We start from the raw sequence: 26,120 nt of genomic DNA on the forward strand, positions 1-26,120 counted from the left end.
TGGCAGTGATGTGCGTGCCCGAAACGGGACTTCATCGCGCGGGTCCAACGGGGCCTTTGGCAAACGGTCGCTGCATGGGAGCTTCCGTCATTCGCCTGGGCAGTGCGCGTCCAGCCGTGCGTCACCATAGCACGGCTGGACGCGCGATCAATGCCCTTCCGATTCCTCGGAGTTGATCCCGGCGTACGCGAGGAACGCGGCGAGTGCTTCGCGGTAGATCGCGTCCATTCTCCGCCGGACGTCCGGAGTCCACTTCTCGTGCATCCGGCGCAGGATGTTCTTCAGGTCGGACTTCCACGAGTCGTTGTGGAAGGCGTAGTCCACCAAGTGCAGCGTCATGTCCGTGCCGCCGCGGCGGGCCCGGCCGGCGAGCTGGATCATGTCGACGATCATCCCGGCGACGATCTCCTCCTGAAGGGTCTTGTGGGCACTGACGAACCCAGGCGCGGAGCGCATGATCAGTCGGAGCCGGGACCAGGCCGCCTCTCGCGCCTTCCGAAGGACTTCCAGAGGGTCACTCGCGGGAGTAACGGCGTTGATCCCGGCAGCGTTGATGGAGGCGTACATCTCCGGTGGGTCGGTGAGTAGAGCGAGGGGGCGCGTGCACAGGTAGACGCTGGTGATCGCCGACCGGCGGCCGATGACGATGTTCAGGCCGCGCGCGATCCTCGCCATGGGGACGACGAGGATCTTCCCGCGCTTGGGGAACGTGGTGAATTCCTCTGGTGTCAGCTCGATGACGCCAGGAGGGAGCTTGATGGCCTCCCGGAGCCGGTCACGCCGGTACTTATCTGGGGGGACAGCGACGCATAGACCGTCGCGGTAGTCGCCGGACGCGTAGATGCCGGCGGCGATGTGGCGGCAGTGCTCGTAGGAGTTGACGACGACCGCCACGTGCGCACGGTCGGGGTCGCTTTCGAGGAGTTCGGTGAGCTCGGGGTGGATCCTGTCGGTGTAGAGCTTCTCCCCGAGCGCGTTGAGAGCCTTGCTCTTGAGGTGCTGGGGGAGTCCGGAGATCTGGATGTCGCGGTTGAGCGCGTCCTTGAGCGGCGCCTGCATGGCGCTGATGCTCTCCGGGTCGGCATCGGTCATCCACCACTTCACGTGGCCGTGGACGTGCTCACGTACGGCCTGGGGGAAGTAGGCGGTCGCCGACAGGCCCATGACCGGACGCTCGACGCCGGCCAGCACGAGAGACACGATGCCGCCGAGCTGCGCGGTGTAGGTGTGGGGATCGCCGGAGATGCTCTGCGAGGTGAGTTCGGCGGACTTCTCCGGGTCGTCCAGACCGGTGACCCGGTAGCCGAAGACGCCCTTGCCGAGCATGCCGTAGGGCAGGATGCCGGACGCCACGCCGGTCTCCAGCTTCTCTCCGAGCTTCTGCGCGGAGGGGAGTCCCGCGGCCTTGAACTGAGCGGTCTTCCCTCGGAGGCGCTCAAGGGTCATGTCCAGTTCGGCCAGCCATACGCGGATGATCAGGAGCTCAATGGCCTCGCCCCGGTCATAGCCGTTGGGGACGGCGCCCTTGAGGATCTTGTCCATCTCGGATCGGGCCTGGGTAAGGAGGTCTTCTCCCCGTGAAGCGAGGAGGTTCCCCAGCACCTCCTGCACCTCCTTCAAGTGCGGTTCCAAGGAGATGTCGTGGATGCGGCCCGGAGGCGCGTCCTCGGACGATTCCGGGTGCACGGGGTGCAGGGCGTTCAGCCTGTCGAACAGCTCGGCCGGAATCTCCTGAGCATCGGTGACGTCCTCCTCGGGGAACAAGAGCGTGATCAGTCGCCGATCCCGCGACCCGGACAGGTGCCACATGCTGCTGTTCGAACCGTGAGTGTCCTTCGCCTCGCCCCGTCCCTCGTAGTAGCGCAGGTGAAGTTCGTCGGTACACAGCGCGGCGAGGAGGAATTCCGCCAAGTAGCGGGCGTGGCTGATGGTGGGGCACAGCTCCTTGATGGCTTCGGACGACATGATCCGCTGGTCGTCGTCCAGGTCGCGAAGAGGAACGCTCTTGCGCTGCCGGGAGTCAAGGATCAGTTCGCTGGAGCACATGTCGACCGCTACCGACTGGAACTGGTCGACCTCGTCGATCAGGACCGCGTGTGAGCGGCGGAACGCGAACTCGGCCACGGACAGGTCGCCAGCCTGCCTGCCGTCGAGTATGACGCCGATGTGGAACCGCCCGGCCATGAAGTTGTGGTGGTTGGTCACCACGACCGCGGCCTCGCACGCCTGACGCTGCTGCTCGTACTTTCCGCAGGTCTGCATCCACGAGCAGGACCGACTCCCCGTCATCGGAGGGATAGGGCCCAGATACCGGCACGACTCGCTGCCCGGCGGGTACGGGTGCGTGCTGGTCGTCGCGTGCTTGAGAGCGCACCCGTAGGAGAGGGTGTCGAGACGCCACAGCGTCTCGTCGTCCTGGCCGATGAGAGGGCCTTCGATGCGGGAGACCAACTTCATGGCCCGGTCGTGGAGCCGGGAGGGCGACATCAGAGGAGCGCAGGTCTTCGTACTGCCAAGGGCTCTGAGGTCTTCCTTGATCTCCCATGCGGCGGACAGGGTCGCCTCGACGGTTGGGAGGACCAGGGTGATCGCGTACCCGTTGACGGCGAGCCAGGACGCCGCGACCCTCACCAGGACGCTCTTCCCGGTTCCGGTAGGGGCGTTGAAGATCTCAATGGGCCCAGCGAGGAGCATCAGGGCGTCACCGACGCTGATGTCGTCGGTCGTATGCAGCTCGTCGAAGAGCTTGGACAGGACGTCGAAGAGGTACCCCTCCTTACCGTGCTCCTCGTAGCGGACCCGGTCGACCTCCTTCGCGTGCTCCAGAAGATCAGGGGTGGGAATCTTCAGATCCGGCTCGTAGGGGAGCGTGTGCACCTCGGGGAGGTCATCGAGATCCTTCCCGCTCGTGAAGGTGCCGGTTGCCGGGATGACCGCCCGGCCGACGATCTCACCCTTCCCTGACGCGTACCGCTTGGCCGTCAGCCACGTCCCCGGGCCGGCCGGGGGATTCGCCCTCCTGCGCCCGTACGACTTCGACAGCCTCTCCAGCATGCGATCGACGTGGGCGAGGAGATCGCCACCGACCCGCGGCCTCGCGGACACGGCGCTGCCAGGATCCCCCACCGCCTCGAACGGGATACCGCCGTCCGGAGACTGCTCCGCCAGGCAGCCACGTACGAACCGGGTGAACACCCCCGACGAGGCGAAGTCCTGCGGCCCGTACCGGATGACACCGGCGATCCGCTGTTTGTCCGCGAGCGGCATCTCCCGCCACTGGTCCCACAGGTCCAGGTGGCCGGTGAAGAAGAACGACGCGTGGCGGAACGAGGCCACCAGATTGCCGTCATCGTCCTTCTCCGGGAAGTAGTGCGCCGCCAGGGCCAGCGCGGCCGATGCGGAACCGAGACCCTTCGACAGCTTCTTCGTCACGCCCACGTCGCACCCGCTTCCTGGCACACCCGCGCGCCGAAATCCCCAGCGGTCGCCACCCGCATCCACTTCCGGCTGACGTCCTCCAGCATCGGCACCGTGTCGTACCGGAAGTCCGGAACGACTAACCAGTCAGCACCGCCCCCGTCACCCCGGTCGGCGGTGATCTTGTCAGCCAGGAGCGTCGCGTGGGTGTAGTCCTTCACATCGACCTTGAACTCAGTCCTCGCCCCGCGCTCCCGTGACACCGTGACCAGCAGGTCGTAGGTGTCCATATCCGGCCACAGTGCCACGGCCACCTCTTTCTTCTTCAGGGTCGGCTTCGACAGCGCGTCATACAGGCCCAGCTCGGGAATCCCCGGGATCGTCGTGCACCGCCATACTCCCCGCACCAGGGCCCTGTGCCCCTTCTCCGGAGTCGGCTCGGGGATCCCATCCGTGATGTCCTTGAACAGGACGCTCGCATTCCCCTCGGGCTTCAACGGCCTGCCCACGGGCCGCAGCTCCGGCGCCTTGCCGCTGTCCGGAACCGTGAACTCGTACCGCGCTCCATGCCGGGCGTGCGGCCGGTGGAAGCAACGGACCTTCCCCGCGGAGCCACGCTTCTCGCCATGCAGCGTGATCTTCATGGGCCACGAGCAGAACGGGCACGCGAACCACCACCGTTGGTCGTAGAGCGCGTCGAACCGGATAGGTTCGTAGAACTCGTCGAGCTTCGCGGGGAGATCAAGACGGCGGAGTTCCCCGGCGGTCCCCGCCGGAGTCGTGATCAGGGCCGACCGCCATGCGCAGTAGGACTCCTGCGAGCGACCTTTCAGCAGTTCCCGGTGCACCAGTGTCTGGTGCAGCTCGTCGCTGACCCGATCACCCATCGCTGACCGGCCGTTCCACGACGCCTTGTCGAGCGCCTCCAGGACGGTCCGCTGCTCCATCTCCAGGTCGTAGGAGTCCTCCTCGAACTCCCCGTCCTCGGTGATGGCGTAGAAGCCCGACATCTCGCCGGCGTCCACGCCGTCGGGCAGGAGCGCCGACAGGTCTTCCGTCAGCATCTCCCGGAACTTGGTGAAGGTCAGGGGCTTTCCGGGACCCCACGCCCAGAGGATCCTCGCGTGGGCGTCCATCATCTCCTTGAGGCGGACTTCTGGGTCTGTGCTGCTGTCGGACCCGGTCAGTGCCCTCGCGGCCATGGCGGCAGCGGTCATGACGACATGCCGGATCTCGGCGTCATGCAATGAACTGGCGGAAGTAGAGCGTGTGTTCACCTGGTCGACCTTAGGTGTGCACCATTTCTCCGCAGCCATCTGAGTGGTAATTCATCAGTTCGGGTGATGGAGCGTGCGGAAGCCTCCTATGCAAGCTCCACGATGGGGACATTTGGGTACATGCCTCGATAGGCGTCCCGGTATTGGGTGATGTGCTGGCGTCCGGCGTCAGTCAGGCGCCACCGGTACTCCCTCACGAACGCCTCCTCGCCTTCCCCTTCAGTCACCGCAAACTCGTCGATCAGGCCGCGGCTGCTGCCCCCGCGCGACCGGTACCCCGTTCCCAGGTAGAACTTCGACCTCCCCCACATATCATCTTCCGGTAGGCCATCCGGTTCGGCAGAAGCTACCTTCATCAGACTGGACCACAGCCACTCTGAAAGCAGGTGCGCCGGCCGCCGTGGCGGAAGTGCCTCACCGAGGCCAGCTCGCGCGCAGGCTCGGCCCAAGCGGGTGAGTTCCACCAGGACCCGTGGAACGAAGCCCAGGGGGAACACCTCGACCTGGTCCTCCGAGACCACGACAAGCCCGCGCGTGGCCAGAGCTTTGAACGTCTGGCCGGCGCCGGCGTCATGTTCGCCCAGTACCCGTAGGCGGTCCTGAAGAGCCGTGTACCCCGTGAACGCCGGGTCGGCTTTGATCGTGAACGGGACTTTCCTCCACTCCGCCGCGGGAATCCGCTTCCCTGAACTGGTCGCCCGAGCAGCCGTCACCTGACGCTCAACTTCCTGGTCCTCCTGGTAGCAGGCCGTCAGATAGATGCGCTGCCGCTCATTGAGGCCCTCCCAGATCTCCGCTGCCCGTACGGATGGGTGTGTCCTGCCCTTGGAAGGGGGCTTCGGAGGGACGTCATCCGGTCGGCTACGCATCACGCGTCCATCAGAACCCGGGGCGGGACCCCGTACATCCGGGCCAGGGCGCTGGCAAGCAGCCCCGAGGTTTCCGGGTCCCACAGCATCTTCCCTGGCACCTTCCTCTCCTCCTCCAGGTCCCGGATCTTGCGGTGGTCGATGAGTTGCCCGTGGCTCGCAGGGTCTCCCCGTAGGCGAGCCGCCACGCTAGCTGTTGTGAAGCCGGCCACGGACCGAAGATCAACCAGGGACGCTTCTCCTCGTGGGCTGGCGATCAAGTCGTCCGGGGCGCACCCCAGGGCCAGGGCCAGATCCCCCAGGCGAGACACCGAGGGAGAGTGCACGCCTGCCTCGTAGTAGTGGATCACCGGGCAGACACCCCCCATCCGGTCTGCCACGTCCTCTGGGGACACGCCGCGCTCCTTCCGCATCTTGGTCAGTTTCGTCGCGTCGATCTTCCATACCGACTATGGCACGCACCCAGGGAACCGCGATGAAGTCTTCGTCGCAACCGTCCTCAACACCCATCGGCAGCCGCGTGCCCGTCCCGTGGGATAGGGCTCCCGCGCCTCCGTGGGCACAGTCCCGTTCCCAGGATGGGTGGCTCGGGCTCGAGGGCGGGCGCCGAGCGATGACCGGCAAGGCCCGTTCTCTGGACAAGGCGTCCGGCCGTAGTGGTTGCGCAGTTCGTGACGATGGACCAGTGGAGCCGGTTCCTGAGCTTCGCGGCGATGTTGAAGGTGGTGTTCTCCCGGACCCAGCCCGGTTGGCTGATCAGCTCCCCCATTCCATCCGTACGGGTTCACGGGCGACAGCGAGGGCGCCGTCGAAGTCGGCGAGGCGTTCGGCGAGGGTGGTGGTGGCGATGCGGGAGGGGAGTGCCGCCGAGAACTTCAGGCCGCGGACGGCTCGTGGGTCGACGGTGGGCAGGGTGAGGGAGTCGGGGAGTTCGCCGCGGGCGGTTTTCCAGTCGGTGAGGGAGAGGTCCTGGCGGAGCCGGACGTGGGTGTCCGTGGGGCGTTGTACGGGATCGGCCAGGTTGCCGAGGGAGGCGGCGAGGGTGGCGTTGGCGCGATAGCCGGCCCAGGTCCACCAACGGGTGGCGTCGGCGTCGCGGACGAGCAGGGTGCCCGCGGGGTGCACTTCGTAGGGTGCGCGGTCGGTGCGCAGTTCGGCGAGGGCCGCGGTGGCTCGTCGGGTGAGGCGGACGTCCGGATCGGTGCCCAGGAGCACGTCGCGCATCGCCCGAGTGAGTGCGTACGACAGGCCGCGGGCTTCGCTGCCCTGCCATTTGGCGACGCCGCCGTCCTCGACGGGTTCGACGAAGGCTCGGCGTCGGGCCCAGTCGATGAAGGTGACCTGCCAGCTGCGGCCGGCCAGGAGGAGACGGCGCGGCCCTCGGCGCTCTTCGGTGAGGACGGTGGGGTCGGTGGTGCCGATCTCGGTGCGTCCTGCGAGCACGGTGAACTCGGGTGGTGCGGTGAAGGAGGCGGTCAGTTCCATGAAGTGGCGGCGCCCGAAGTGTTTCTCGGCTTCGGGGCCGATGAAGAGCATGCCGCCGTCGCTGTCGAGGAAGCCCTCCGCGACGAGGTGGGTCAGGAGGGGGGTGGCGGAACGGTCGAAGGGGGCGAGGCCGTTCCAGTGCTCGGGCCAGAGCCTGTCGCCGATGCGGTGTTCCTGGAGGGCGACGGCGAGGAGCTGCTGGGCGACGAGGTGGCGGGGTGAGGGAGGCGGGGTGACGGGTTCCACCCAGCCTCGGGCCCACTGGGTGAGCAGGCCGGCGGCTTGGAGGAGGGCGTCGGGCCGGGTGGTGAGGAACAGGCAGTTGCGGGAGGTGCCGGCGCGACGTCCGGTGCGGCCGATGCGCTGCAGGAACGAGGCTACCGTGCTGGGGGAGTCAATCTGGATGACACGGTCGAGGTCGCCGACGTCGATGCCGAGTTCCAGGGTGGAGGTGGAGACGATGACGCAGTCACGGGCTTCGGCGAAGGCTTGCTCGGAGCGTGCGCGTTCGTCGGTGGAGAGGGAGGCGTGGGAGAGGAAGACGGTGACGTCGCGGGCTCGCAGTGCCGCCCCGAGTTCTTCCACCTGCTTACGGGAGTCGCAGAAGACGAGGCGTTTCTCCCCCTGGTGCAGGGAGGAGATCACCTTGGCGGCGTTGGCGAGTGATCCCACGTAGTCGAGCTCGACTTCTCCCGCGGGGCGGGGCAGTGCCGAGTCGTCGGTGGGGGTGGGCAGGGTGACGCCGGGGGCGACGACCCGGCCGGAGCGGTGGTCGGGGTCGGCGCCTTGGAGCCAGGTGAGCAGGGCGTCGGGGTTGCCGACGGTGGCGGAGAGGCCGACGCGTTGGATGCGGTGGCCGGTCAGCTTTTCCAGGCGTTCGAGTACGGCGAGCAGGTGCCAGCCGCGGTCGTCCCCGGCGAAGGCGTGCACTTCGTCGACGACTACGGCACGCACCCGGCCCAGCATGTGTGCATGGTCGGTTTTGACGCTGATGAGCATCGCTTCGAGGGATTCGGGCGTGGTGAGCAGCACGTCGGGGGATTCGGTGCGGATGCGGCGGCGTGCGGACTCGGGGGTGTCGCCGTGCCAGAGCGCGGCCCGGCGGCCCAGCCACTGGGCGTAACTGTCGACGCGGTGCACCAGGTTGTTCAGGAGTGCCTTGAGCGGGGCCAGGTAGAGGACCGAGGTGCCGGTCCATTGTTTGTGGCGCATTGCGGACAGGAGGGGGAAGGTGGCGGCTTCCGTTTTGCCGCCTGCCGTCGGCGCGAGCAGGATCGCGTCCTCGCCGTCCATCAGGGGGTGGACGGCGGCCTTCTGCAGGGGTCGTAGATCGGGCCAGCCGAGGGTGTTGACGATGTGGTGCAGGACCACCGGGTCGAGGCGTTCCACCGGGTCGGTGCCGTGCGGCTGGTCCTGCACGCGGTTGCCTCCTGCACTGGTCGTCAGAGGTCGGAGTCAGACGGGCCTGTTGAGAGGCCCGGGCTCGGTTGGGGACTGGAAAGCAGGACCTTCAGACGTCGATATCTAGGTCGTCGGCCGAGGCGGCTGGCGCTTGCGCGGCGAAGTTCCGCTCGGTGGCGGTGAGGTCACCACTGCCCACCGTCAGCTTGTAGTGCTTGCGCGGGTCGAAGTCGTCGAACTGGTCGATCCGGTCCAGGACGTCACCGACCAGCTTCTTCAGGTACAGGCGCGGGGCCACACCGACTTTTCCGCCAAGCGCTCCGCCCACGGCCCGGGCCAGGTCGGTGAGGTAGGCATCGTCGGCGAGCTGTTTGATTCGGTCGGGGGCCTGGGAGCCTTCGGCGTACAGGTCGCGGATGGTGGCGCCCAGGCCGGTCAGGGACTCTTCGGTGAATCCGGGCAGCCGGATCTGGACGGCCCGGGGATTGTCGAAGCGGGGGTCGGTGGTGAAGTCGGTGGCCAGGCGCTGGGCGAGCGGTGCGAGCCGCTGCACTCCCTGCTGCCCGTCGTAGAAGGCGGGGGTGCCGGTAATGATCAGGTACAGGCCGGGGAAGCGGCCGGAGTGGACCTCGTCGATGAGCTGCCGCAGCGCGTTGAGGGCCTTGTCGCGGGCGTCAGAGCGGACCCGCTGCAGGGTTTCCACCTCGTCCAGGACGAGGACGAGACCGGCGTGTCCGGCGTCCCTGAGGACGGTGAGCAGGCCCTGGAGGAAACCGAACGCGCCGAAGTGGTCGAGGTCACCGCGGACGCCTGCGCTGCGCCGGGCGGCTGCGGCGACGTGCGGCTGGCCACCGAGCCAGGCCATCACCGCGGCGGCGGTGGCCTCGTCACCGGCGTCGAGGGACTGCTTGTAGCCGCGCAGTGCGGTGGCGAACGCGGGAGCGTGTCGGGACACCTCGGCCAGGCGGGCGGTGAGCAGCCGGTTCACCGCCTGGGACAGTTCGCTCTCGTCCGTGCCGTCGGCGAGGGCGTCCTCTTCCAGGGCGTAGAACCACGCGTCGGCGACCGGCCGCAGCGCGCTGGGCGGGAAACTCGCGGTGGTGAGGCGTTCAGTGAGGCGCCGGTAGACGGTCTCCAGCTTGTGCAGCGGGGTCTCGGTCTCCGACACCTGTACCTCGGCCACGGCGAAGGTGCGGCGTTTGGCACGCTCGCCGAGCCAGCGGGTGAAGAAGGTCTTGCCGGAGCCATACTCCCCTCGGACGGCCTTGAACACCGAGCCGCCGGCGGCAACGGTGTCCAGTTCCTCGTCGACGGCCCGTTCGAAGCGGTCGAGGCCGGTGGCGAGCAGGTCCAGGCCGCTTTCCGGTACGGCGCCGCGCCGCAGGGCGTCCACCACGGCGCGTCGTCGTACGGCGCCGACCGGGGAGCCGGTACCGGGTGTTGAAGATCCGAACGCGTTCACCCGGACAGTCTCCCATCCGGTCGTCGGCCCGACCGCCAGCATGCGGGCCTGGCGGCCGGGGCGGTGCCCTGCCTCACAGCCCGAACTGGTCGATCAGCTGGGCCCGGTGCAGGCGCAGCGTGCGGTTGTCGGGGAGGATCTCCAGGATCTGGGCGCCGTCGTAGTTGAGGAGCTGGGCCAGCGTCGCGGCGAAGCCGGGTGCGCGGGTGGCTGGCTGGCCCGCGCGTTCGGCCAGCGCGGTCATCGTCAGGGTGCCCGTCTCGACCAGGGCGACCAGAGCCTTCGGTACCGCCTTGCCCTGTGGCTTGCGGGCCAGCAGCCCGAGCTGTGCCTGGTACAGCTCGGTGGCCATGAGGCGCTCCACCAGGGCGGTGGCCGGGTCGCTGGATGCGGCGGCGGAGGCGGAGTCCTGTGGTGCGGCCGGGGCCGCCTGCTCCTCTTCGAAGAGAGCCATGGTCGGCTCCGCCGGGGCGGGGGTCTTCTTCGTCTGCTTGCGGCGCGGCCGTACGTCGGCGGCCTCGGTCCCAATGCCGGCCCCTGCGGCGCCTGGCACCGGAATGTCTGTGCCTTCGGCGCGCTCGTCCCACCACGCGGGTGACGGGTCACCCAGTTCCCGCCAGCCCGTGGGCGGTTCGGCGCCGAACGGCAGCAGGGCGAGAAGCGGGATGGTGAACTCGGCGAGGGTGGCCCCGCCGTGGTAACCGGCCTTCATCGCCGTGTAGCGGGCGTCGTGCTCGCGCAGCGCGACGATCCGTGCACCGGGCTCAGGCCAGACCACCCGGGGGCCGGACAGTTCGATCTCTGCCGGGGCGAGGGGACCGCCGGGCAGCCGGTGGCGGGCCGAGGCGACGCTGCCTGCGGGGGCGTCGGCTCTGTTGCCGCGCCGTTCGATCACATGCCCGTGGTCGGAGGTGAGCAGTACGGTCATGCCGCCCGCTCGGGCGGCCCGCAGCAGTGGCTCCAGGCCGCCGATCTCCTTGATCCGCCAAGCGCCGTCGCCGAGCTTCTGCTCCTTGCCGAGCCGGTCGTCGACGGTGTTGAGGACGACCGCGACGTGGGTGCGCTCGTCGGCGAGAGCTTCGGTGAGGGCGGTGGAGAACGGCGAGCCTGTGTCGGGGCCGCGCAGGTCGTCCTTGTGGAAGATCGCCGCCGGGGCCCCCTTCCAGCAGGGTTGCTGGGGGAAGAGCCGCTTCTCGTCGCTCTGGTCGCCCTTCATCAGGGTGCCGGCGAACAGCGAGGTGCGCGAGACGGTGGTGAGGGTGGGCAGCGCCGCGGCCACCGCCCGCCGGGCCGGTGCCCCGGCGGGCTCCGGCAGAGGGTCGTACTCCGACCAGTGGGCGCGCAGCTCCTCGCCGAGCTCGGCCGCTATCGCCGCGCTCATCCCGTCCACGAGCAGCAGCAGGACTCGGTGCCCGGGCGAGGCCACCAAAGGAGCGACCACCCGGTCCAGGAAGCTCTCGACGGTGAGCATGGTGCCGGGCGCGGTGCCGTCCGCCGTCCACACCGCGAGCCGCTCGGAGAACGCGTGGTCCAGGGCCCGGCGCTCGCTGCGTACCTGTTCGCCGATCCGGCTGTACGCGTCGGCGAGCACGCTGTCTGTGTCACCGCCGGCCTCCAGGTGTTCCAGGGCCCGGTCTACCCAGCCCAGTTCGCGGATCTGGCGGGTGATGCCCTTGGCCACGGAGGGGACTTCGGACGTGGGGCGGCAGGCGAGCCAGCGCTGCAATCGTGCCGCCATCTTCACCCGCTCGACGCGGACGGGGCTGGTGTCGACGGAGGCCAGGGCGTGCTCGGCCAGCGCGGTGACGGCGTCGTTGATCTTCTGCGTGCCGCCCTCTGCCAGGGCGCGGCCGGCGGCGGTGAAGCGCGCGTCGAGGCCGTCGGCGAGCAGCGGGCTTGCCGCGGCTGCACTTTGCGCACCGAACTGGGTGACGAGCTGCGCGGCCCGGTTCAGGACCGGGTCGGCGAGCCGGTGCTCGCCCCTGTCGAGCAGTCCCCGCACGTACTCCTCGCCGCTGTGAGCGAAGGAGGCAAGGAGCCGGTCGAGGTCGTCCCCCTGGGCGGGCGGTTTCTCGCCCAGCCACCGCTCGGCGCGCCCACGCGCCCGGTACAGGTCGTGGTCGGCCTCCGCATGCCCCCACAGGGCAGCGCACACGACCGCGTACGCCGCCGCGTCGGCCCCGTGCTCGGCGTCCACCAGGGCGGTGATGATCCGGCTGGCGGAGCCGGCCTGCTCGGGTTCGCCAAGGAAGGCGGCAAGGCCCGCGCGTTCCGGTCCGCGCAGGTCGCGCAGCAGGTCGGGGCCGCCGGGGGTGAGGGTCCAGCGGAACAGGGCGACGGCGTCGATACGGTCGCCGTCGTCGTGCGTGGCCGGTGCGCCCAGCGCGTCGGTGTCCTGGCGGGTCAGGCGCAGCCGGCGTCTGGCCAGCCGGGTGAGGGCCTCGTCGCGGGAGAGCAGCCCCTTTCCGAGCGAGGGCCAGCCGCGGGTGGCCGCGGCGTCCATGAGCGCCTCGGCCGCCCAGCTCTCGCCGCGCAGCCGCCCGTCGATCCCGCGCGCGTCGAACGCCTCCCGAACCACTTCCCAGTTGTCGACCGACCGGATGCGACCGCCATAGACCCGGGCGAGCAGTCCGGGGTCGAGGTCGGTGTCCTCGCAGTTGGTGAGGACGACCAGGACCCCGGGGTCGGGCGGGGTGGCCGCATCCAGATGGCCCAGGATCAGCTCGTGCACGGCCAGTACGGACGGCGCGACGGCGACCTGCGCCTGCAGGCCGCCCGCTGTGCGCTGCACGGTGGGAGCGTCCCAGACGGGGGCGGCCCGCAGCAGCAGGACGCGAACCGCACCGTCACCGATCCGGCTGCGGGCGGCCAGGTACTGGCGGACCGTCCCGGCGGACAGCCGGGCGGGTCCTGCGGTTTGGGGCGCGGTGGTCACTGCTTCGGACATCAGTCGACGACCTTCCACACGATCTCGACCACGGCGTCCGGGTGTGCGGCCGCGAGTGCCGCGATCTCCGCCTGGAGTTCGGCGGCGGCCCGGGCGGCGGTAGTCCGCCCGCCGCCGGAACGGGCGACGGTGCGCGAGCCGGTGCGCGGGCCCGGCTGCTGTGGCGGCTCCGGCAACACCTGCGGATGTGCGGAGCCGCCGCCCAGGTCCACACTCTCGGAGCTCGGCGCCGCCGGGATGGCGGGCGCCTCGGGCTGTGCGGGCGGGGCCTGCCGGGACCTCAGCAGCGCCACCACCTCCCTGCCGCAGGCGCTCAGCACCCCGGGCAGGTCGGGATAGTCACCGGGGTCACCCGCTGCCGCCTCCCGCATCCGCGCCAGGACGGCCTCGCCCTCCACACCGGCGGTGGACGCCAGGCCCAGATGGTCCCAACTGGTGTTCTGCAGCGCGTTGGCGACCTTCCCCGCGCTCTTCAGGGACATCCCGTGCCGGTGTGCGGTGAAGTCTGCGAGGTCGAAATGGGCGAGCCGGTCCACCACGCTCCTGGCGTCAATGCCCGCCTCCGTGACCCGCCTGACGAGCTCCTGAGCCTGCCGGGCCAGGACGAGCCGGGGCGAGTCGTCGGTCAGCTGGAGGAAGCTGCGGTGCTTCTCCAGCTCCGTGACCAGCCGCCCGGCGTCCTGGGCGAGCCCGCTCGCGGCCTGCCTGATCTGGCCCGCGAACTGGTTGACGATCCGCCCGCGCCGCAGCTGCGGCGCCACGCCCCCGAACACCGTCTCGAACCTCTGACGCGCCTCCTCCCAGTCACTTTCGCCAGGCAGTTGCTGCTCGCGCAGCGCGAACTCCGGCTTCAGCTCGTGCGGCGCGGGCGCGGGCTCGACGGGCACACCGCCGCGTACCCACACCCGGTCGGTCATCTCGGCGTAGGCGGCGGCGAGCAGCCGCCGCAGTGGCTCGGGCAGTCCGCGCGGCTCGGGAAGGTCGGTCCAGTCGGAGAGCCTGACCAGCGTCGGCTCGGCGACAGCGTCCCGCCTCGCCTGGGTGTTGAAGTGGTCGGCCCACAGGCTCGCCTGCCGGTAGTACGCCTCCCGCATCACACCGAGCCCGAGGCCGCCGGCGATTCGGGCCATGACCTTACGGTCCTTGGCCTCGACCTCGACCTGTCCGTCACGGTGCTCGGCGGCCTTGCGGACGTACCCGAAGACGGTCCTGATCTCGGCCGGCCTGACGGGCTTGCCAGTGCCCTCGGGGTCCAGGTCGGGGTGGGCTGGGTACTGGTGGGCAAGCAGCTTGCCGGTCAGCTCGCGGGCTGCGGCGTCCAGCGGCGCCCCCAGGGGGAGGCGCAGGTCGGCGACCTCTTGCTGGGCGACCAGATGGGTGTCGAAGCTGAGGTCGACGACGCCTTCCTGCTTCTGCGCCAGCCCGTACGCCTGCCGCAGTGCCTGATGGACCCGCTCGGTGAGGATGGCGAGTTGCGACTTCAGCATGCCCTTGGCGCGGGCCTTGTCGTCGGCGTTGAGACTGCGCGCGAAGTCGGAGTCGAAGCGGGCCTCGTCGGCGAGCGCCTTGTCGATGACCACGAGCCGCTCGAAGTCACCACGCACCGCGTCGGTCAAGTGCGTCGGCAGCCAGGCCAGGGTTCGGCACTCACCTCCCGGCCTCTCACGCAGGGTACGCAGCCGCTGCAGGTCGTCCATCGGCCCGAACTCACCCTCGTCGTACGGGAAGTCGACGACGAGCCGCCAGGCGTCGTCCTGGCTGGGCCGCAGGGTCGACTCGGGCAGTGAGTCGGCCTCGGCGACATTGCCGAAGACCACCTCGACCTGCCGCTCGGTGCCCTTCCACACCACTTCGAGCACGTCGTACGGGTCGAAACCGCCGGGCCCGTCAGTGACGCCAAGCGCCTCCTTGAGCAAGGCACGCATCTTCGCCCGCCGACTGGCCTGATTGTTGTGTACCTGGGCGTTGGCAAGCACAGCGTCCAGGTCAACGCCGGTGAGCTCAAGACGGACCACCGCGCCCGGTCCTGTACCAACGACCTTGATCTCAGGGAAGGTTGCCGCCCATTCCTTGGCCTTCTGCTCCAGACGGCCGACCTCGGTGCCCGCGATGCGGGTGGTGATAGAGCCGTGGTTGAGGGCGTGCAGCCGGGCCAGGGTGAGATCGGCGAGCGCGGGCACGCTGGGCGCGAGCGCGGACAGCAGCAGGGTCTGCAGCAGCCGGCTGTCACCGGTGAAGTCGCGACAGCGAGCGGCGAGTTGCGGATCGCCCAGGCTCGACGGATCACGCCGGTACGCCTCGACCTGGTCCTCGGTGACCTGATTGCTCTTGAGCAGGTACGGGCGGAGCTTGTCGCGGTAAAGCTTGTCGGCGGCCTCGAAGTGGACATGGGTCTCGCCGCTGAACGCCTTGTCACCGCCACCCGCGATCGCCGGATACAGATCGCCCAGCGGTACGAGCTGACCGAGGCGCCAGTCGTCGCGGTGGTCGACGAGCAGCTGGCTCATCAGCTTCAGGCCGGTACGGGAGCGCTGCAGCGCCGAGGAGATGTGGACCAGCGTGTCCATGAACGCCGGCGGAAACGGGTACGTCTTGCGGAAGGCGTCCTCGTCCGCGCCGGTGGTGGACTTGTCGTGCCCGAGCAGAGTGTCCCAGATGTCCGGCCCGAGCTTCTTGGCCTCGGTGAACGCACCCTCCACCTTTGCCTCGGCCGCGGCGTCGACGGGCCGGAGCACACGGGCCCGGGCGATCTGCGGCAGGTTACGGTCCTCAAGGACGATCTTGTCGAAGCGTCCGCCACTGAGCTTCAGGCTGTCCTGCACGGCGGCCTCAGCTGCCCCCGACATCTCCTCGCCGACCAGCTCCCGCAGATCGCGCTGGCGGGCGATGAACGACACCACCGGGATGGCACGCCGTTCGTCGCCGCCCTCCACGAAGTTCGTGATCTTGTCGGCCTCACGGGAGACGAACTTCTGGTCGTGGATCCGCGAGGCCAGCCAAAGGATCAGCTCGTCCATGAACAGGACGAGCCCGTCGTAGTTGAGCGCCTTGGCGTGCGCGGCGATGATGCCGAGCCCCCTGTCCAGCGAGACGAACCCGTCGGCGTCCTCGGACGCGCTCCGCGCGAACGACGGGAACAGCGTCTGGGTCAGATCCTGTACGAGACGGGCCCGCAGCTCGCGCGGCGTGGAGGGGTTGTCCAGGTCGAGCTGCTTGGTGTTCTCGTGCTCCTCGGGCGCGCTCACTGCCGTATCGAGCAGCTCAGTAGTCCAGCTGAAGGACTCGCCCCACTCGTCCTCCAGCCCGTCCCCCGCATCGGCGAGCTGCGCTATCACCCACTCGTCCCCGTTGCGCCGGCGCAGCTGGTCGAAGTCCTCGAAGAGCCCCTCGGTCAGATACACCTGCGGAAGTGGGCACCCCGGGTGCAGCTTGCGCACATGCTCCACATACCGGCCGAGCACCCGCTGCTCCAGGGACTTGGCCCCCAGCATGTGGTACGGCACCAGCAGGAACCTGCGGTCGCCGGCGTCCAGCCAGGAGTGCTGTGCGCGCACCGGGTCGAGCTCCGCGCGCGTCCGCGCCGCCGGGTTGCCCGACAGCAGCGCGTACAGCACCGCCATGAAGTGCGACTTACCGGAACCGAACGAGCCGTGCAGGTAGGCAGCCTTCGAGGAGTGGCTGTCCAACGCCGACTTGATCAGATCCAGCGCCTCGCCGAAGTTGCCGACCAGCCGGTCGGTTACGACGTACTCCCTCAGCGCAGCCTCGGCGCCCTCGGGGGTGACCGCCTCGCTCAGCTTCAGCACGAAGTCGGAGGTGGACACCGACTCCGGGATGTCGATCAGCTCGCGCAGCAGCGGACGGTCCTCGGGGCGAGGGGTGTTCCTGCTCATGAACGCCATGGTGTGTGTCTGCTCCTCGCCCTGATCAGTCGGACTCGGTGGGGGTGCCGGACTCTGCCAGGAGTTCGTCGGCCGGGGTCTGCGCGGCGGTGGTCTTCCTCGGCGCGGCGGCCTTCTTCGCGGCGCCGCGCCCGCGCGTGGCAGCTGCGGGGCGCCAGGCGCGCAGGGTGTCGTCGGTCAGCCCGAGCTCGCCCTGCTTCTGCTGCCGGAACGCCAGGATCTCGGCGGCCGGCGAGGCCCCGAACTCCGGGTCGTACTCGCCGTACCACTGGTCCAGCCAGGGCTGCAGCTCCAGCAGTCCCGCCAGGTACGGCACGATCTCCTCCTCGCCGAGCCCGGCCTGCTGCACGTACGAGGCAAGGGCCAGGGCCTGCTCCAGATGGTCCCAGCCGGCCCACCCGTACAGCTCGGGCGACTGGACATTGACCGTGCTGTACGAAACGAACCGCTCTTTGGGCACATCGAGTTTGCCCCGGGCGCGCCAGTAGCTCGGCTTCAGGAAGTCGGCGGAGGTGTACTTCGGCGGTACCGGCGTCCGCTCACGGATCCTCCGCTTGGCGGGCTCATCGGGCGCGGCGTCCTCCTCCCGCTGAAGCTCCCAGACGTGCTCCCAGTCCGCGCGCTTCTTCAGTCCGGCGGGTTTGTAGCGCAGCGCGGACACGAACGGGACGTGCTCCTCGGAGAGCAGCTCGCGGACGGTCTTCGTCAGGTCTTGCCGGGGCGCGTACAGCTCGGCGACGGCGGTGAAGTCCTCGTCGGTGGACAGACTTTCGGCGAGCCGGGCGAGAGTGGTGACGGTTGGGTTGCCCTGCTCGTCGAACCAGCGCGCGCGGTCCTCGATCCGGTTGAGCAGCCAGGAGCGCAGGGCCTTCTGCCGCATGGCGTCCCAGCCGTCGGTGGCCCAGCGCCGCTTGTACTCGGGGCGCTCGACCATTCCGATGGCCCGATTCGACTCGATCACGTCGATCCGCTGCTGCACGAGCGCCCGATACTCGGCGGGCCAGTGCGCCGGGATTTCGGTGATCGGCGTCGACCCATGCCGATTGAACCACTCGCCACTCGCTTCGCCGGCCTCCACTCGCCGTGCGAGCACGATCTCGAAGGCGCGCTCGCCTAGGGCGAGTTCGGGGACGGCGGCGTCGTCGGGGAGGCGCAGGTCCTCGGAATGCAGGCTGTAGAGGGAGTACACCTGCCAGTCCAGCTCCTCCTGGAGCGCAATCATGTGGGCGCGGAGGGAGGTGTAGCGGGCCTCAGCCTCGCGGAGGGCGGCGGCGGTAGGGACGGCCTCAGCCACGAGCGCGGCGGGGGTTGTAGCGGAGAGTCGCTGGGCGCAGGCGTCGAGTTCAGTGGCGAGGGCGGTGGGGTATTCAGAAGGGAGAGGGAACTCTTGGAGCTTAGTTCCGGTGAACTCGTAGAAGCGTTCCCATGCCTGTGACTTGTAGCCCTCATTGACGCCCTGGCTACCCTTGTCATGGCTCACCATCTTGAGCCAGAACCCGGCAGTGGAACTATTGAGCAGCCCGAGCAGTCGAACATATTCTTCCTCGGTCGCTCCCTCTTGCAACATGATTACGGGGGCGGTGCGGATGAATCCATCACGATCGCGTCGCAAGGTAAAGCTGCAATGTGTTGCAACGAATGGGAATGCGATCAGAAGTTCCGACCAGTAACGCTGCGGATTGAAGCTTGAGTACTCAAACCATTCGAGCCCTTGCTCTTCCTGTGTGCCCGATAGGGCGCGACGAAGCCGCAGGGGAGTGCGGCTGGGCCACAGCAGGCGCTCGACGGTATCCGAAATCCCGGCTTTACGGTCCTCTTCCCGGTACGGGAAGACTGTGCCCACCCCGTCGTTCTTCTGCCAGTCGCGAATCGAGCCACCACCATGCAGTGTTCGAATGTGTGCGTCAGGTACCCGAAGCCTGCGTGCCGCTTCCATGCCCAACATGTAGGCGTCATCTTCACGCGTAACGCAGTTGAATCCGATGTTCTGGCAGACCTGTGCCAGAGTCGCTGAGCCAGCCTCGCCGATGGCCTCGTTCATTTCGAGGCCGCCGTCCGCAAGGATCCATGGCTGCCGATTGAAGTATCGGTCGCGTGACAAGTCACCAACCGACACCCACTGGCCTGCGGTACCGGGGCTCTCGATCTGGTTGACGATGGCTCGCCAGACCAACCCCTCCTCGGCCTTCTCCGGTGCAGAGGGCTCCCCTTGGACGCTCCGCACCGTTCGGATCGTTGCCTGCCGCTTCGATCCGCTCCGCGGCCGTCCCACAAGGATCACCGTCGGTGTCCCGTGTCCCGGGATGTACGCACCCGACGTGTCGATCACCTCGGTGAGTTCGACCTTGTGCGCGAAGTACTCCTCGATGAGCCTGGTGCCGAATTCACGCTTCATGAAAGAGTTTGCCGTGATCTGGCCGACCATGCCGTAGCCCTCGCCGTCGGCCCCGCCCCGCTTGGCGAGTTCGAAGAACCGCTGGGCGAAAGGTACGGACAGCGCATAAGTTCCCGCGCACGCGTCGTACAGCTCTCGGTAGAGCTGGTTCAGCCCCTTGTCCTTGACCGTGATGTACGGCGGGTTGCCGACCACGACGTGGTACCGCCCAGGCTCCAGGATCCGCTCGTACTCGTGCACGTCCTCCGTCGCGTACGAGAAATCGGCCAGCGGGTCACCGGTTGGCCCGTCATCCCCGAACCCGAGCTGCAACTCCAGCTCCAACTGTCGGTCCTTGATGAGTGAGTCGCCGACCGCGAGCTGGATCGGCCACTCGTACGCCCGCGCCCCCACGAAGGTCCGGATGCCGCTCGCGGCCATCGCCGCGACCAGGAGCCGGAAGCGTGCCACAGCGACCGCGAACGGGTTTAGGTCCACCCCGTGAACCGACTCCAGCGCCGCCCGTACCCGCTCGTACGGGCCAACTTCGGGCCGCTGTTCGGCCAACATCCGCACCAGCCGACGGAAGGTGCCGAGGACGAAGTGCCCGGACCCGCAGGTCGGGTCGATCATCTTCAGCTCTTCGAAGCCGAACTCGCGGACTGCTGGCGTCATCGTTCGGTCGAGGATGAACTCCTCCACGAACTCCGGCGTCTGCAACAGCGCGTACGTCTTGCGGGCGGCCTCACTGAGGTCCTGGTACAGGTCGCCGAGGAACCGGGTGTCCCAGCCCTCGGTGCCGTCTTCGCTCAGCGGGTCGCTGAAGTTGTGCACGAGCACGTGCACCACATCACCGTCACGATCGCCCTCGTCGACCCGCTGCTCCCGCCAGAACGCCAGTAGCGAGCCCGCCCCGTCGTGCGACAGTGGGATCTGGAACAGGGGGTTGTGATTGGGGTCGAACAGCAGCCGTCCGGCCTGTCCGGCGCCCAGTTCGGCGAAGGCGGCCTCCAGCCAGCCCCGGTAGGTCGGGTCGGCGTCCCTCTCCAGGTACTCCTCGTACCGAGCCTGTGCGATCTCCCGTCCGGCCACGTCGGGCGCGGTGATGTACGGCTCGGGGATCAGCCCGTTGTCCTCGCTGAACCGCACGAAGACCGTGCCGAGCACCCAGGCCACCGCGACCTGCGTGACCCGCTCCCCGAGCCACGCATTCCACGTCGCCGCCGTACGCCCCAGCTTCCGGGCCTGGTCATACTCGCTCCGCAGCCGCGCCCCGACCTCGGGGACAGCCTTTACCTGCTGCTCAAGGTCGGTCTCCGCCGCCTTGACCTGCTTCTGCAGATCGGCGAGGAGGCCCTTGCGGTCGATCACGAACAGCTCCTGTATGAAGTGAGACGTAGCAAATACGAATGAGAACGGTTTCAGGCGTCCGGGACCAGATGCCTGCGCGCCACCCACGCGTCCGGCACGACGATCCACTCGTCGAAGCCGGCCTGGTACGGCACGCTCTGTCCGGCCAGCCGCGGCGCCCGCGCTGGGTCGGACTGCGCGACGAGCAGCCACAGCGGGCTGCCGCCCTGCCGTGCCTCCTCCGCGAGCCGCCCGAGCAGGTCGAACGCGTCGTACCGGGCGAGGACCGCAGTGTCGGTGAGCAGTAGCGGGCCGTCGTCCCGCCCGGCCGCCAGCCGCTCCCGCAGTTTCGGCTCGATGCGCCCCCACGCCTTGTCGGTGCGGATACGCAGCTGCTGGTGGGCCCGGCTGCCGGTTTCGGCGGCGTCTGCCTTCAGCACAGTCTCCCAGGTCGGACGGGCCGCCTCGCTCACCACACGTCGCAGCTCCGCGACGAACAGTCCGGTCATTGACAGCGGCCGAGCCCGGTAGGGGGCCTCGGTCAGAAGCCGTACCGCCTCCTCTGCCCGGCGCTGTGGCACGGTCAGCACTCGGAAGCCGTCCTGTCGTGCGGAGTGCGCGAGCCGCTGCTCGGCCTTGACGGCGGCGGCGACCGCGGCGTCCTCGTCGTACCGGGTCGGCGCGGACCGTCGTGCCGCGGAGGCGCCCCAGCTTGCCGAGGTCAGCCCAGTGCTGGCATCCCCGGCCGGGCGGTCCGGGACCAGCCGGAGCACTCCGTCGTAGCGGGTGGCCAGCTTCAGTTCGAAGCCGGCCTGCTTCAGGTCGCGGACCAGGGCGCTGCCGGTGGGCAGCTCGCGCGGGGCCAGCGGGTCGGTGCCCAGCTCGGGGAAGCGGGTGGTGACCCGCTTGTGCAGGGCGTCTACCGTAAGGCCCGGCTGCCGGTCCTCTTCGACGCCCGGCTGCACGGCGACCACACCGGCCTGGGTGATGCGCAGCGCGCGCACCAGGCTCAGGTCGCGCGGATAGATCTCCAGACGTGGGGTGAGCGCGGCCAGGGTGGAGGCGGCGACCGCGATCTCGGCGGTGCGCCGTTCGTCCCAGCCCAGGCTCCCGGGCGGGCGGCGCACCGCGTCCAGATCGGTGAGCACCGTGCTCGCCGTCGGCAGCGACTCCAGCGCCGCCAGCTTGTCGGCTCGGACGCCGAGACTTAGCGCGTACGCCTGCATGGCGGGGAGCGTTGGGGTGTCCGGGCCGTCGACGCCCTCCCGGACATCCAGGGCGAACAGCCCGAGGACCGGCTCGGCGCCCTGCGGCATCCGGGCGTGGAAGTAGCGGAAGAGCTGCGGGGACTCGTTGTCGTAACTCTCCCGCTCTACTACCGCGCGCAGGACAGACAGAGCAAGAGCGCGCCTGTCACGCCGCTCCGCGAGCTGGGTGCCCCGCCGGGCGATCAGCGCGTCGGCGAGCTCGACGGCCGGCACCACCCGGCCGCGCTCGGCGAGCAACTCCACCACCTGCTCGCGCAGCAGTCCCAGGGCCGGGTCGTTGAACCAGCGCTCGCGGGCCTTCTTCACGATCTGCGGGATACGCCCCGCCGTCAGCCCCAGCGCCTCGGCGACGTCCCGCTGCCGGACCCAGGGCAGCCCGTCCGGCAGAATGCCCTCCTCGTTCGGTAGGCGCAGCAGCAGCCGGACCGCCTCCCGCTCGGTGGCGTTGGACCGGGCACTGCCGCCGGACGGCTTGGGCACCAGGCGGGAGGCGAGTGCGTCCAGGCTCAGTCGGCCGAGCACCAGCGGATCGCTCACGTCCCCGCCGATGGAAGCGACCGAATCGGCGACGGCCTGCTCCAGCTCCGAGAGCTCCTGGCCGGCCGCCTTACGGGCTTCCGGGCTCAATGGTGCGGGGGCCACCTTGCCCAGGCGGGCGTTCCACTCCTTCTGCCGGCGCTGGATCTCCTCCCGGGTGCGCGAGCCCATGCCCGGCGCGGTGAGGAACTTTCGCGCCGAGTACTCCAGGACGTCCCCGACGGTGTTCAGCCCCATCGCGAACAGCTGCGACTGCGCCGAGAGCGTCAGACCAGCGACCGACAGCGGTGTGCTCCGGTCGGCGCGCTCGGCCTGCTGGTCGCGGACCTGCTCGGCCAGGGCGTCGTCGTCCTCCCGCCCGATCCGCGGGCCTGCCGTCTCAACCGCAGCAGGCCCGGTTGCCGCGCCGGACGAGGCCCCGGCGTTGTCCGCACCGCGCCCGGACTTCTCGGCGTGGCCGCTGCTCGGTGCCGTCGTGCGCTGCGCGTCCAGGAAGATGCGCTGCCAGGCCCGCTCCATCGGCTTCAGGTCCGGGAAACGGTCCTTTACATCCCGTGCCAGCGCCTTGCGGAAGAAGGTCACCAGGCCGTCCCGGACAGCCGGCTCGAAGGCGTCGGCGGCGAGGTGCGGGTACGGCCACTTCTCCGGGTCCGTCTGCCGGGCGGTGACCGAGCCGTTGCCCCAGCGCGGCAGCTCGTTCGACGCCATCTCGTGCAGCGTCACCGCCAGCGCGTACCGCTCGGCGTGCCCGTCGTACGAGCCGCGAGTGACGATCCCCATGAAGGGGTCGAGATACCCCTCGGTGCCCGCCTCGATCTCCTTGGCCGGATACCCCGCGAGCGAGAAGTCGATCAGCACCAGCTGCCGTGTGCCGTTGGGGCGGATCCGGATTGCGATGTTGTCCGGCTTGAGGTCCCGGTGCCAGATCCCCTCGGCCTCCAGGTGCTCCACCGCACCGAACAGGTACTTCCCGTACGCCTCCAACTGGTCCATGCCGAGGCGGCCGTTGTCCCGCAGCTGGCGTGCGACGGTGTCTTCACGGCGGCGCGGCCCCTTGCCGGCACCTGCGTCCTGCTCCCTTGGCTCCCGGGTGTCGCCCACGTACTCCAGGACCAGGACCCGGCGGTCGGCCAGCGTGAGCGGCTCCGGCTCGTACAGCGAGATGATGCTGGAGTCCCGGTGGATACGGCCCAGGACCGCGGCCTCCCGGTCCAGGATCGCGTGCTTGGCCTCGCTCAGCGCGACCTTCAGCACCGCCACCGGCAGGGCCCCGCTCCGCCGCGGCTCGCCCTCCAGGTCCCGCACAAGGAACGCGCGCGACGTCGAGCCCGTACCGAGCCGGCGCACGACCTCCCATCGACCGGCCAGCAAATCCCCGGCCACAGCCTCCAGCGGATCCTTCTCAGGCTCCTGCTGGTCGCCGGCGGATGCCGGACCGCTGTCGCCGGCCCCGCTTCCGTTCCCGCCCGCGGCCTTTGCCTCATCGGCTGCGGGCTCGTCGGCGAACGCCTCCTCGACGTACTCCAGCATCTCCAGGAAGTCGTCGACCGTGGACAGCCGCCGACCCGGCTCATACGCGGTGGACGCTTCGACCAGATCGTCGATGTCCGGGTGGAGCCCGTCGACCAGTGCGCTGGGGCGCAGACTCCCACCAGCCTCCAGGTGCGCCAGGACCTCGTTCTGGTTCGCCCCCGGAGCCTGCCCGGTGACCAGCAGATACGCGAGCACGCCCAGCCCGTAGACATCCAGGCGCACCGGATCGGCCTTCGGAAGGCGCAGCTCAGGAGCCAGATAGGGGTCGGCCTGCTCCGAGACGTGAGAACGGGACAGATGGGTGGGCGCCAAGGTCAGCGGCCGGCCATTGCTGGTGCTCTGCCCGCTGGCGATCTGCCAGTCCGCGATCTGCAGCCACGGCCGCAACCAGCGCTGCTCCTCGCCGAGCTCCCGCCCCTGCGGGCCGCGGTCGCGCGGCACGACATGCACGGCGTGCGCCGACAGCGTGCGGTGGTGAACCCGCCGGGAGTGCGCCGAGCGCACCGTCTCGGCGAGCTGGCGCACCAGGGCTAGGCGGCCCCCCAGATCCAGCCCTTGCCCGTGCTCGACCAGATAGTCGTCCAGGCGCAGCGTCTCAGGGTGGTAGTCGAACAGGATCGCCGGGCCAGCCGGATGTCCCGACGGCAGATAGGTCTTCAGCTGCACCGCGCCTGGGTGCCGGAACCGGCTGAGCACCATGGCCTCACGGGCGGCGGCCCGCTCCACCGAGCGGCGCTCGTCGTCGGATGCGCCCCGCTCGCTGAGGAAGATCCGCACCCGTGCCAGATCGTGCAGCTGGGAGTGCCGGCCCTGGTAGTCGGCCCAGGTGGGCCCGGAGTCGAAGGCTTTGGCGTCGAGGAGGTAGCCGCCGACCTCGTACTGCCGGCGGATCGGTGCGATGCCCAGTCTCTTCATGGCGGAGTCGACCTGGCGGGAGGTCTCGGCCGTGATCCGGTGCCGGGCGTCGGACGGCGGCTCGGCCAGCATCTCCACCAGCTGTTTGATCGTGAACACGCCGTTCATGTCGGCGGCCGGAAGGTTCACGCTCAGCCTGTCGTCGGTGAAGCAGACCGCCTCGCCAACCCAGATCCTCGTGCGGGTGCTGCCGTTGACCAGCCCCGACAGCTCCTTGGCCTTGCGGTTCGCCAGATGCAGCGGATTGCCGTGTCGGCGCATGGTCCCGCCGGGCGTGGTCTGCACCCAGTCGTTGCCGCCGCCGTGCACCGAGCCGTGCCAGTCCTTCAGCTCGATCAAGAACACCCCGGCCGGCGCCGTCACCAGAAGATCGATCTCACGTACGTGACCGCTGGCCGCGGTGAACGTGAAGTTCGACCAGGCACGCCACGGCTCCTCGTCCGGCAGACGCCGACGGATCGCGTCGAGACCGCGGCGTTCGTGCTCGTACTCAGACTCGGTGACCGTCGTCCACCGGCCTTCCCGCATGCCGCCCCCCGTCTGTGTCTGCTGGTGCGCGAACGCCCACCGTATTCCTGTCGATGCGATCAGGAGGCCCGGTTGAACCCTCGCAAAGAATCCTAAAGGTCGGGACTGACAGCGATCCCAGGGATCAGCTCACTAAGCCAGAGCACCCGCGGGTCAGGCCCGGATTTTGTCGCGCGGAGCGCGGACGTGGGCAGGGGCGAACTTGGCGAGGAGGACCTCGGCGTCAGGGGGGTGGGCCCGCGGTGAGGCTGGGGTACACGTTCGCAAGAAAGCGGCGGATCAGCGATGAGGACGAGATTCCCACGCCGGGTGAGGTCGCTCGCCCAGGGTGACCTGGTCGACGAGCACATCGGCTCCGAGGAGGCTGGCGGCCCCACGCCATGTCGCCCCGCCTGACAGGGGCTCCGATGGCCTGCCTTTCGCCGCCATGGTGAGCGCCGTGGTTGTCACGCTTGCTCTCGCTCACAGCCCAGTCGATGAACCACACTCCTTCCGCCACCCCAGACCAGGAAGTCGCCTGGGGGGAACCAGGCGCTCGACACTCTCCTCCCCTGATAAGGGGTGAGGGCATCCTGCAGCACTGTCCGAATCCGGCCCTACTGCCGTGCGGTGGGCGCGGGTTAACTCAGACGCTCGCCCGGAGCTGGGCTTGAGAACTGAGAGGAGAGCTCGATGGCAGACAGGTCATCCACACAGGTGGCGGGGACCAGCCCCGCGCTGCTGATCGCCGTGGAAGAGCTGGCGACCGCGCACGACCGCAGCGAGTCCGAGCGGTCCGACATCACCAGCTCGCAGAACAGCGCGGGAGACGACGGCGAGAACCGCGACCTGAACCTCCCGAAGGAGTAAGGGGAA

At 69.1% G+C, this 26,120-nt stretch carries 11 protein-coding genes; 1 reads left to right on the forward strand and 10 read right to left on the reverse strand.

Annotated features, from left to right (window positions below):
- Positions 1–147: 147 nt before the first annotated feature.
- From BN159_RS37740 to pglW, 10 genes are all read right to left on the reverse strand, one after another.
- Positions 148–3,432 carry a hypothetical protein gene (locus BN159_RS37740; RefSeq protein ID WP_231905670.1) on the reverse strand — a complete coding sequence of 1,095 codons (3,285 nt, stop codon included), beginning with the start codon at positions 3,430–3,432 and terminating at the stop codon, positions 148–150.
- Complete coding sequence (locus tag BN159_RS37745; protein ID WP_041822158.1) at positions 3,429–4,694, reverse strand: restriction endonuclease-related protein; 1,266 nt, start codon at positions 4,692–4,694, stop codon at positions 3,429–3,431. The genes BN159_RS37740 and BN159_RS37745 overlap by 4 nt, the downstream gene beginning before the upstream one ends.
- A gap of 86 nt (positions 4,695–4,780) precedes the next feature.
- Positions 4,781–5,566: a hypothetical protein gene (locus BN159_RS37750; protein WP_157901135.1), complete on the reverse strand. Its 786-nt coding sequence runs from the start codon at positions 5,564–5,566 to the stop codon at positions 4,781–4,783.
- Positions 5,563–5,976: a helix-turn-helix domain-containing protein gene (locus BN159_RS43020; protein ID WP_051113588.1), complete on the reverse strand. Its 414-nt coding sequence runs from the start codon at positions 5,974–5,976 to the stop codon at positions 5,563–5,565. The genes BN159_RS37750 and BN159_RS43020 overlap by 4 nt, the downstream gene beginning before the upstream one ends.
- A 343-nt stretch (positions 5,977–6,319) precedes the next feature.
- Positions 6,320–8,467, reverse strand: a complete 2,148-nt coding sequence (locus BN159_RS37755) for a DEAD/DEAH box helicase (RefSeq protein ID WP_015662319.1) — start codon at positions 8,465–8,467, stop codon at positions 6,320–6,322.
- Positions 8,468–8,558: 91 nt separating this feature from the next.
- Positions 8,559–9,953: a BREX system ATP-binding protein BrxD gene (gene brxD, locus BN159_RS37760; RefSeq protein WP_015662320.1), complete on the reverse strand. Its 1,395-nt coding sequence runs from the start codon at positions 9,951–9,953 to the stop codon at positions 8,559–8,561.
- 31 nt (positions 9,954–9,984) lie between these two features.
- On the reverse strand, positions 9,985–12,858 hold the full coding sequence (pglZ, locus tag BN159_RS37765; RefSeq protein WP_015662321.1) for a BREX-2 system phosphatase PglZ: 2,874 nt from the start codon (positions 12,856–12,858) through the stop codon (positions 9,985–9,987).
- Complete coding sequence (pglY, locus tag BN159_RS37770; protein WP_015662322.1) at positions 12,858–16,760, reverse strand: BREX-2 system ATPase PglY; 3,903 nt, start codon at positions 16,758–16,760, stop codon at positions 12,858–12,860. The genes pglZ and pglY overlap by 1 nt, the downstream gene beginning before the upstream one ends.
- Before the next feature lie 25 nt (positions 16,761–16,785).
- Positions 16,786–20,505, reverse strand: coding sequence for a BREX-2 system adenine-specific DNA-methyltransferase PglX (pglX, locus tag BN159_RS37775; RefSeq protein WP_015662323.1), 3,720 nt, complete (start codon positions 20,503–20,505; stop codon positions 16,786–16,788).
- 50 nt (positions 20,506–20,555) lie between these two features.
- Entirely contained in the window at positions 20,556–25,265 is a 4,710-nt protein-coding gene (gene pglW, locus BN159_RS37780) for a BREX system serine/threonine kinase PglW (protein ID WP_015662324.1), read from the reverse strand.
- 672 nt (positions 25,266–25,937) lie between these two features.
- Here pglW and BN159_RS46325 point away from each other — a divergent pair.
- The gene (locus tag BN159_RS46325) at positions 25,938–26,114 is read left to right on the forward strand and encodes a hypothetical protein (protein WP_015662325.1); all 177 of its coding nucleotides are present in this window, start codon (positions 25,938–25,940) and stop codon (positions 26,112–26,114) included.
- Positions 26,115–26,120: the final 6 nt, after the last annotated feature.

The organism is Streptomyces davaonensis JCM 4913 (assembly GCF_000349325.1).
In the GTDB taxonomy this organism is placed as follows: domain Bacteria; phylum Actinomycetota; class Actinomycetes; order Streptomycetales; family Streptomycetaceae; genus Streptomyces; species Streptomyces davaonensis.

Bases quoted from the DNA above. Each gene is read 5' to 3' on its own strand.
- BN159_RS43020 (WP_051113588.1), bottom strand. From the start codon at position 5,976: ATGCGGAAGGAGCGCGGCGTGTCCCCAGAGGACGTGGCAGACCGGATG.
- brxD (WP_015662320.1), bottom strand. From the start codon at position 9,953: ATGCTGGCGGTCGGGCCGACGACCGGATGGGAGACTGTCCGGGTGAAC.
- pglZ (WP_015662321.1), bottom strand. From the start codon at position 12,858: ATGTCCGAAGCAGTGACCACCGCGCCCCAAACCGCAGGACCCGCCCGG.
- pglY (WP_015662322.1), bottom strand. From the start codon at position 16,760: ATGGCGTTCATGAGCAGGAACACCCCTCGCCCCGAGGACCGTCCGCTG.
- pglW (WP_015662324.1), bottom strand. From the start codon at position 25,265: ATGCGGGAAGGCCGGTGGACGACGGTCACCGAGTCTGAGTACGAGCAC.
- BN159_RS46325 (WP_015662325.1), top strand. From the start codon at position 25,938: ATGGCAGACAGGTCATCCACACAGGTGGCGGGGACCAGCCCCGCGCTG.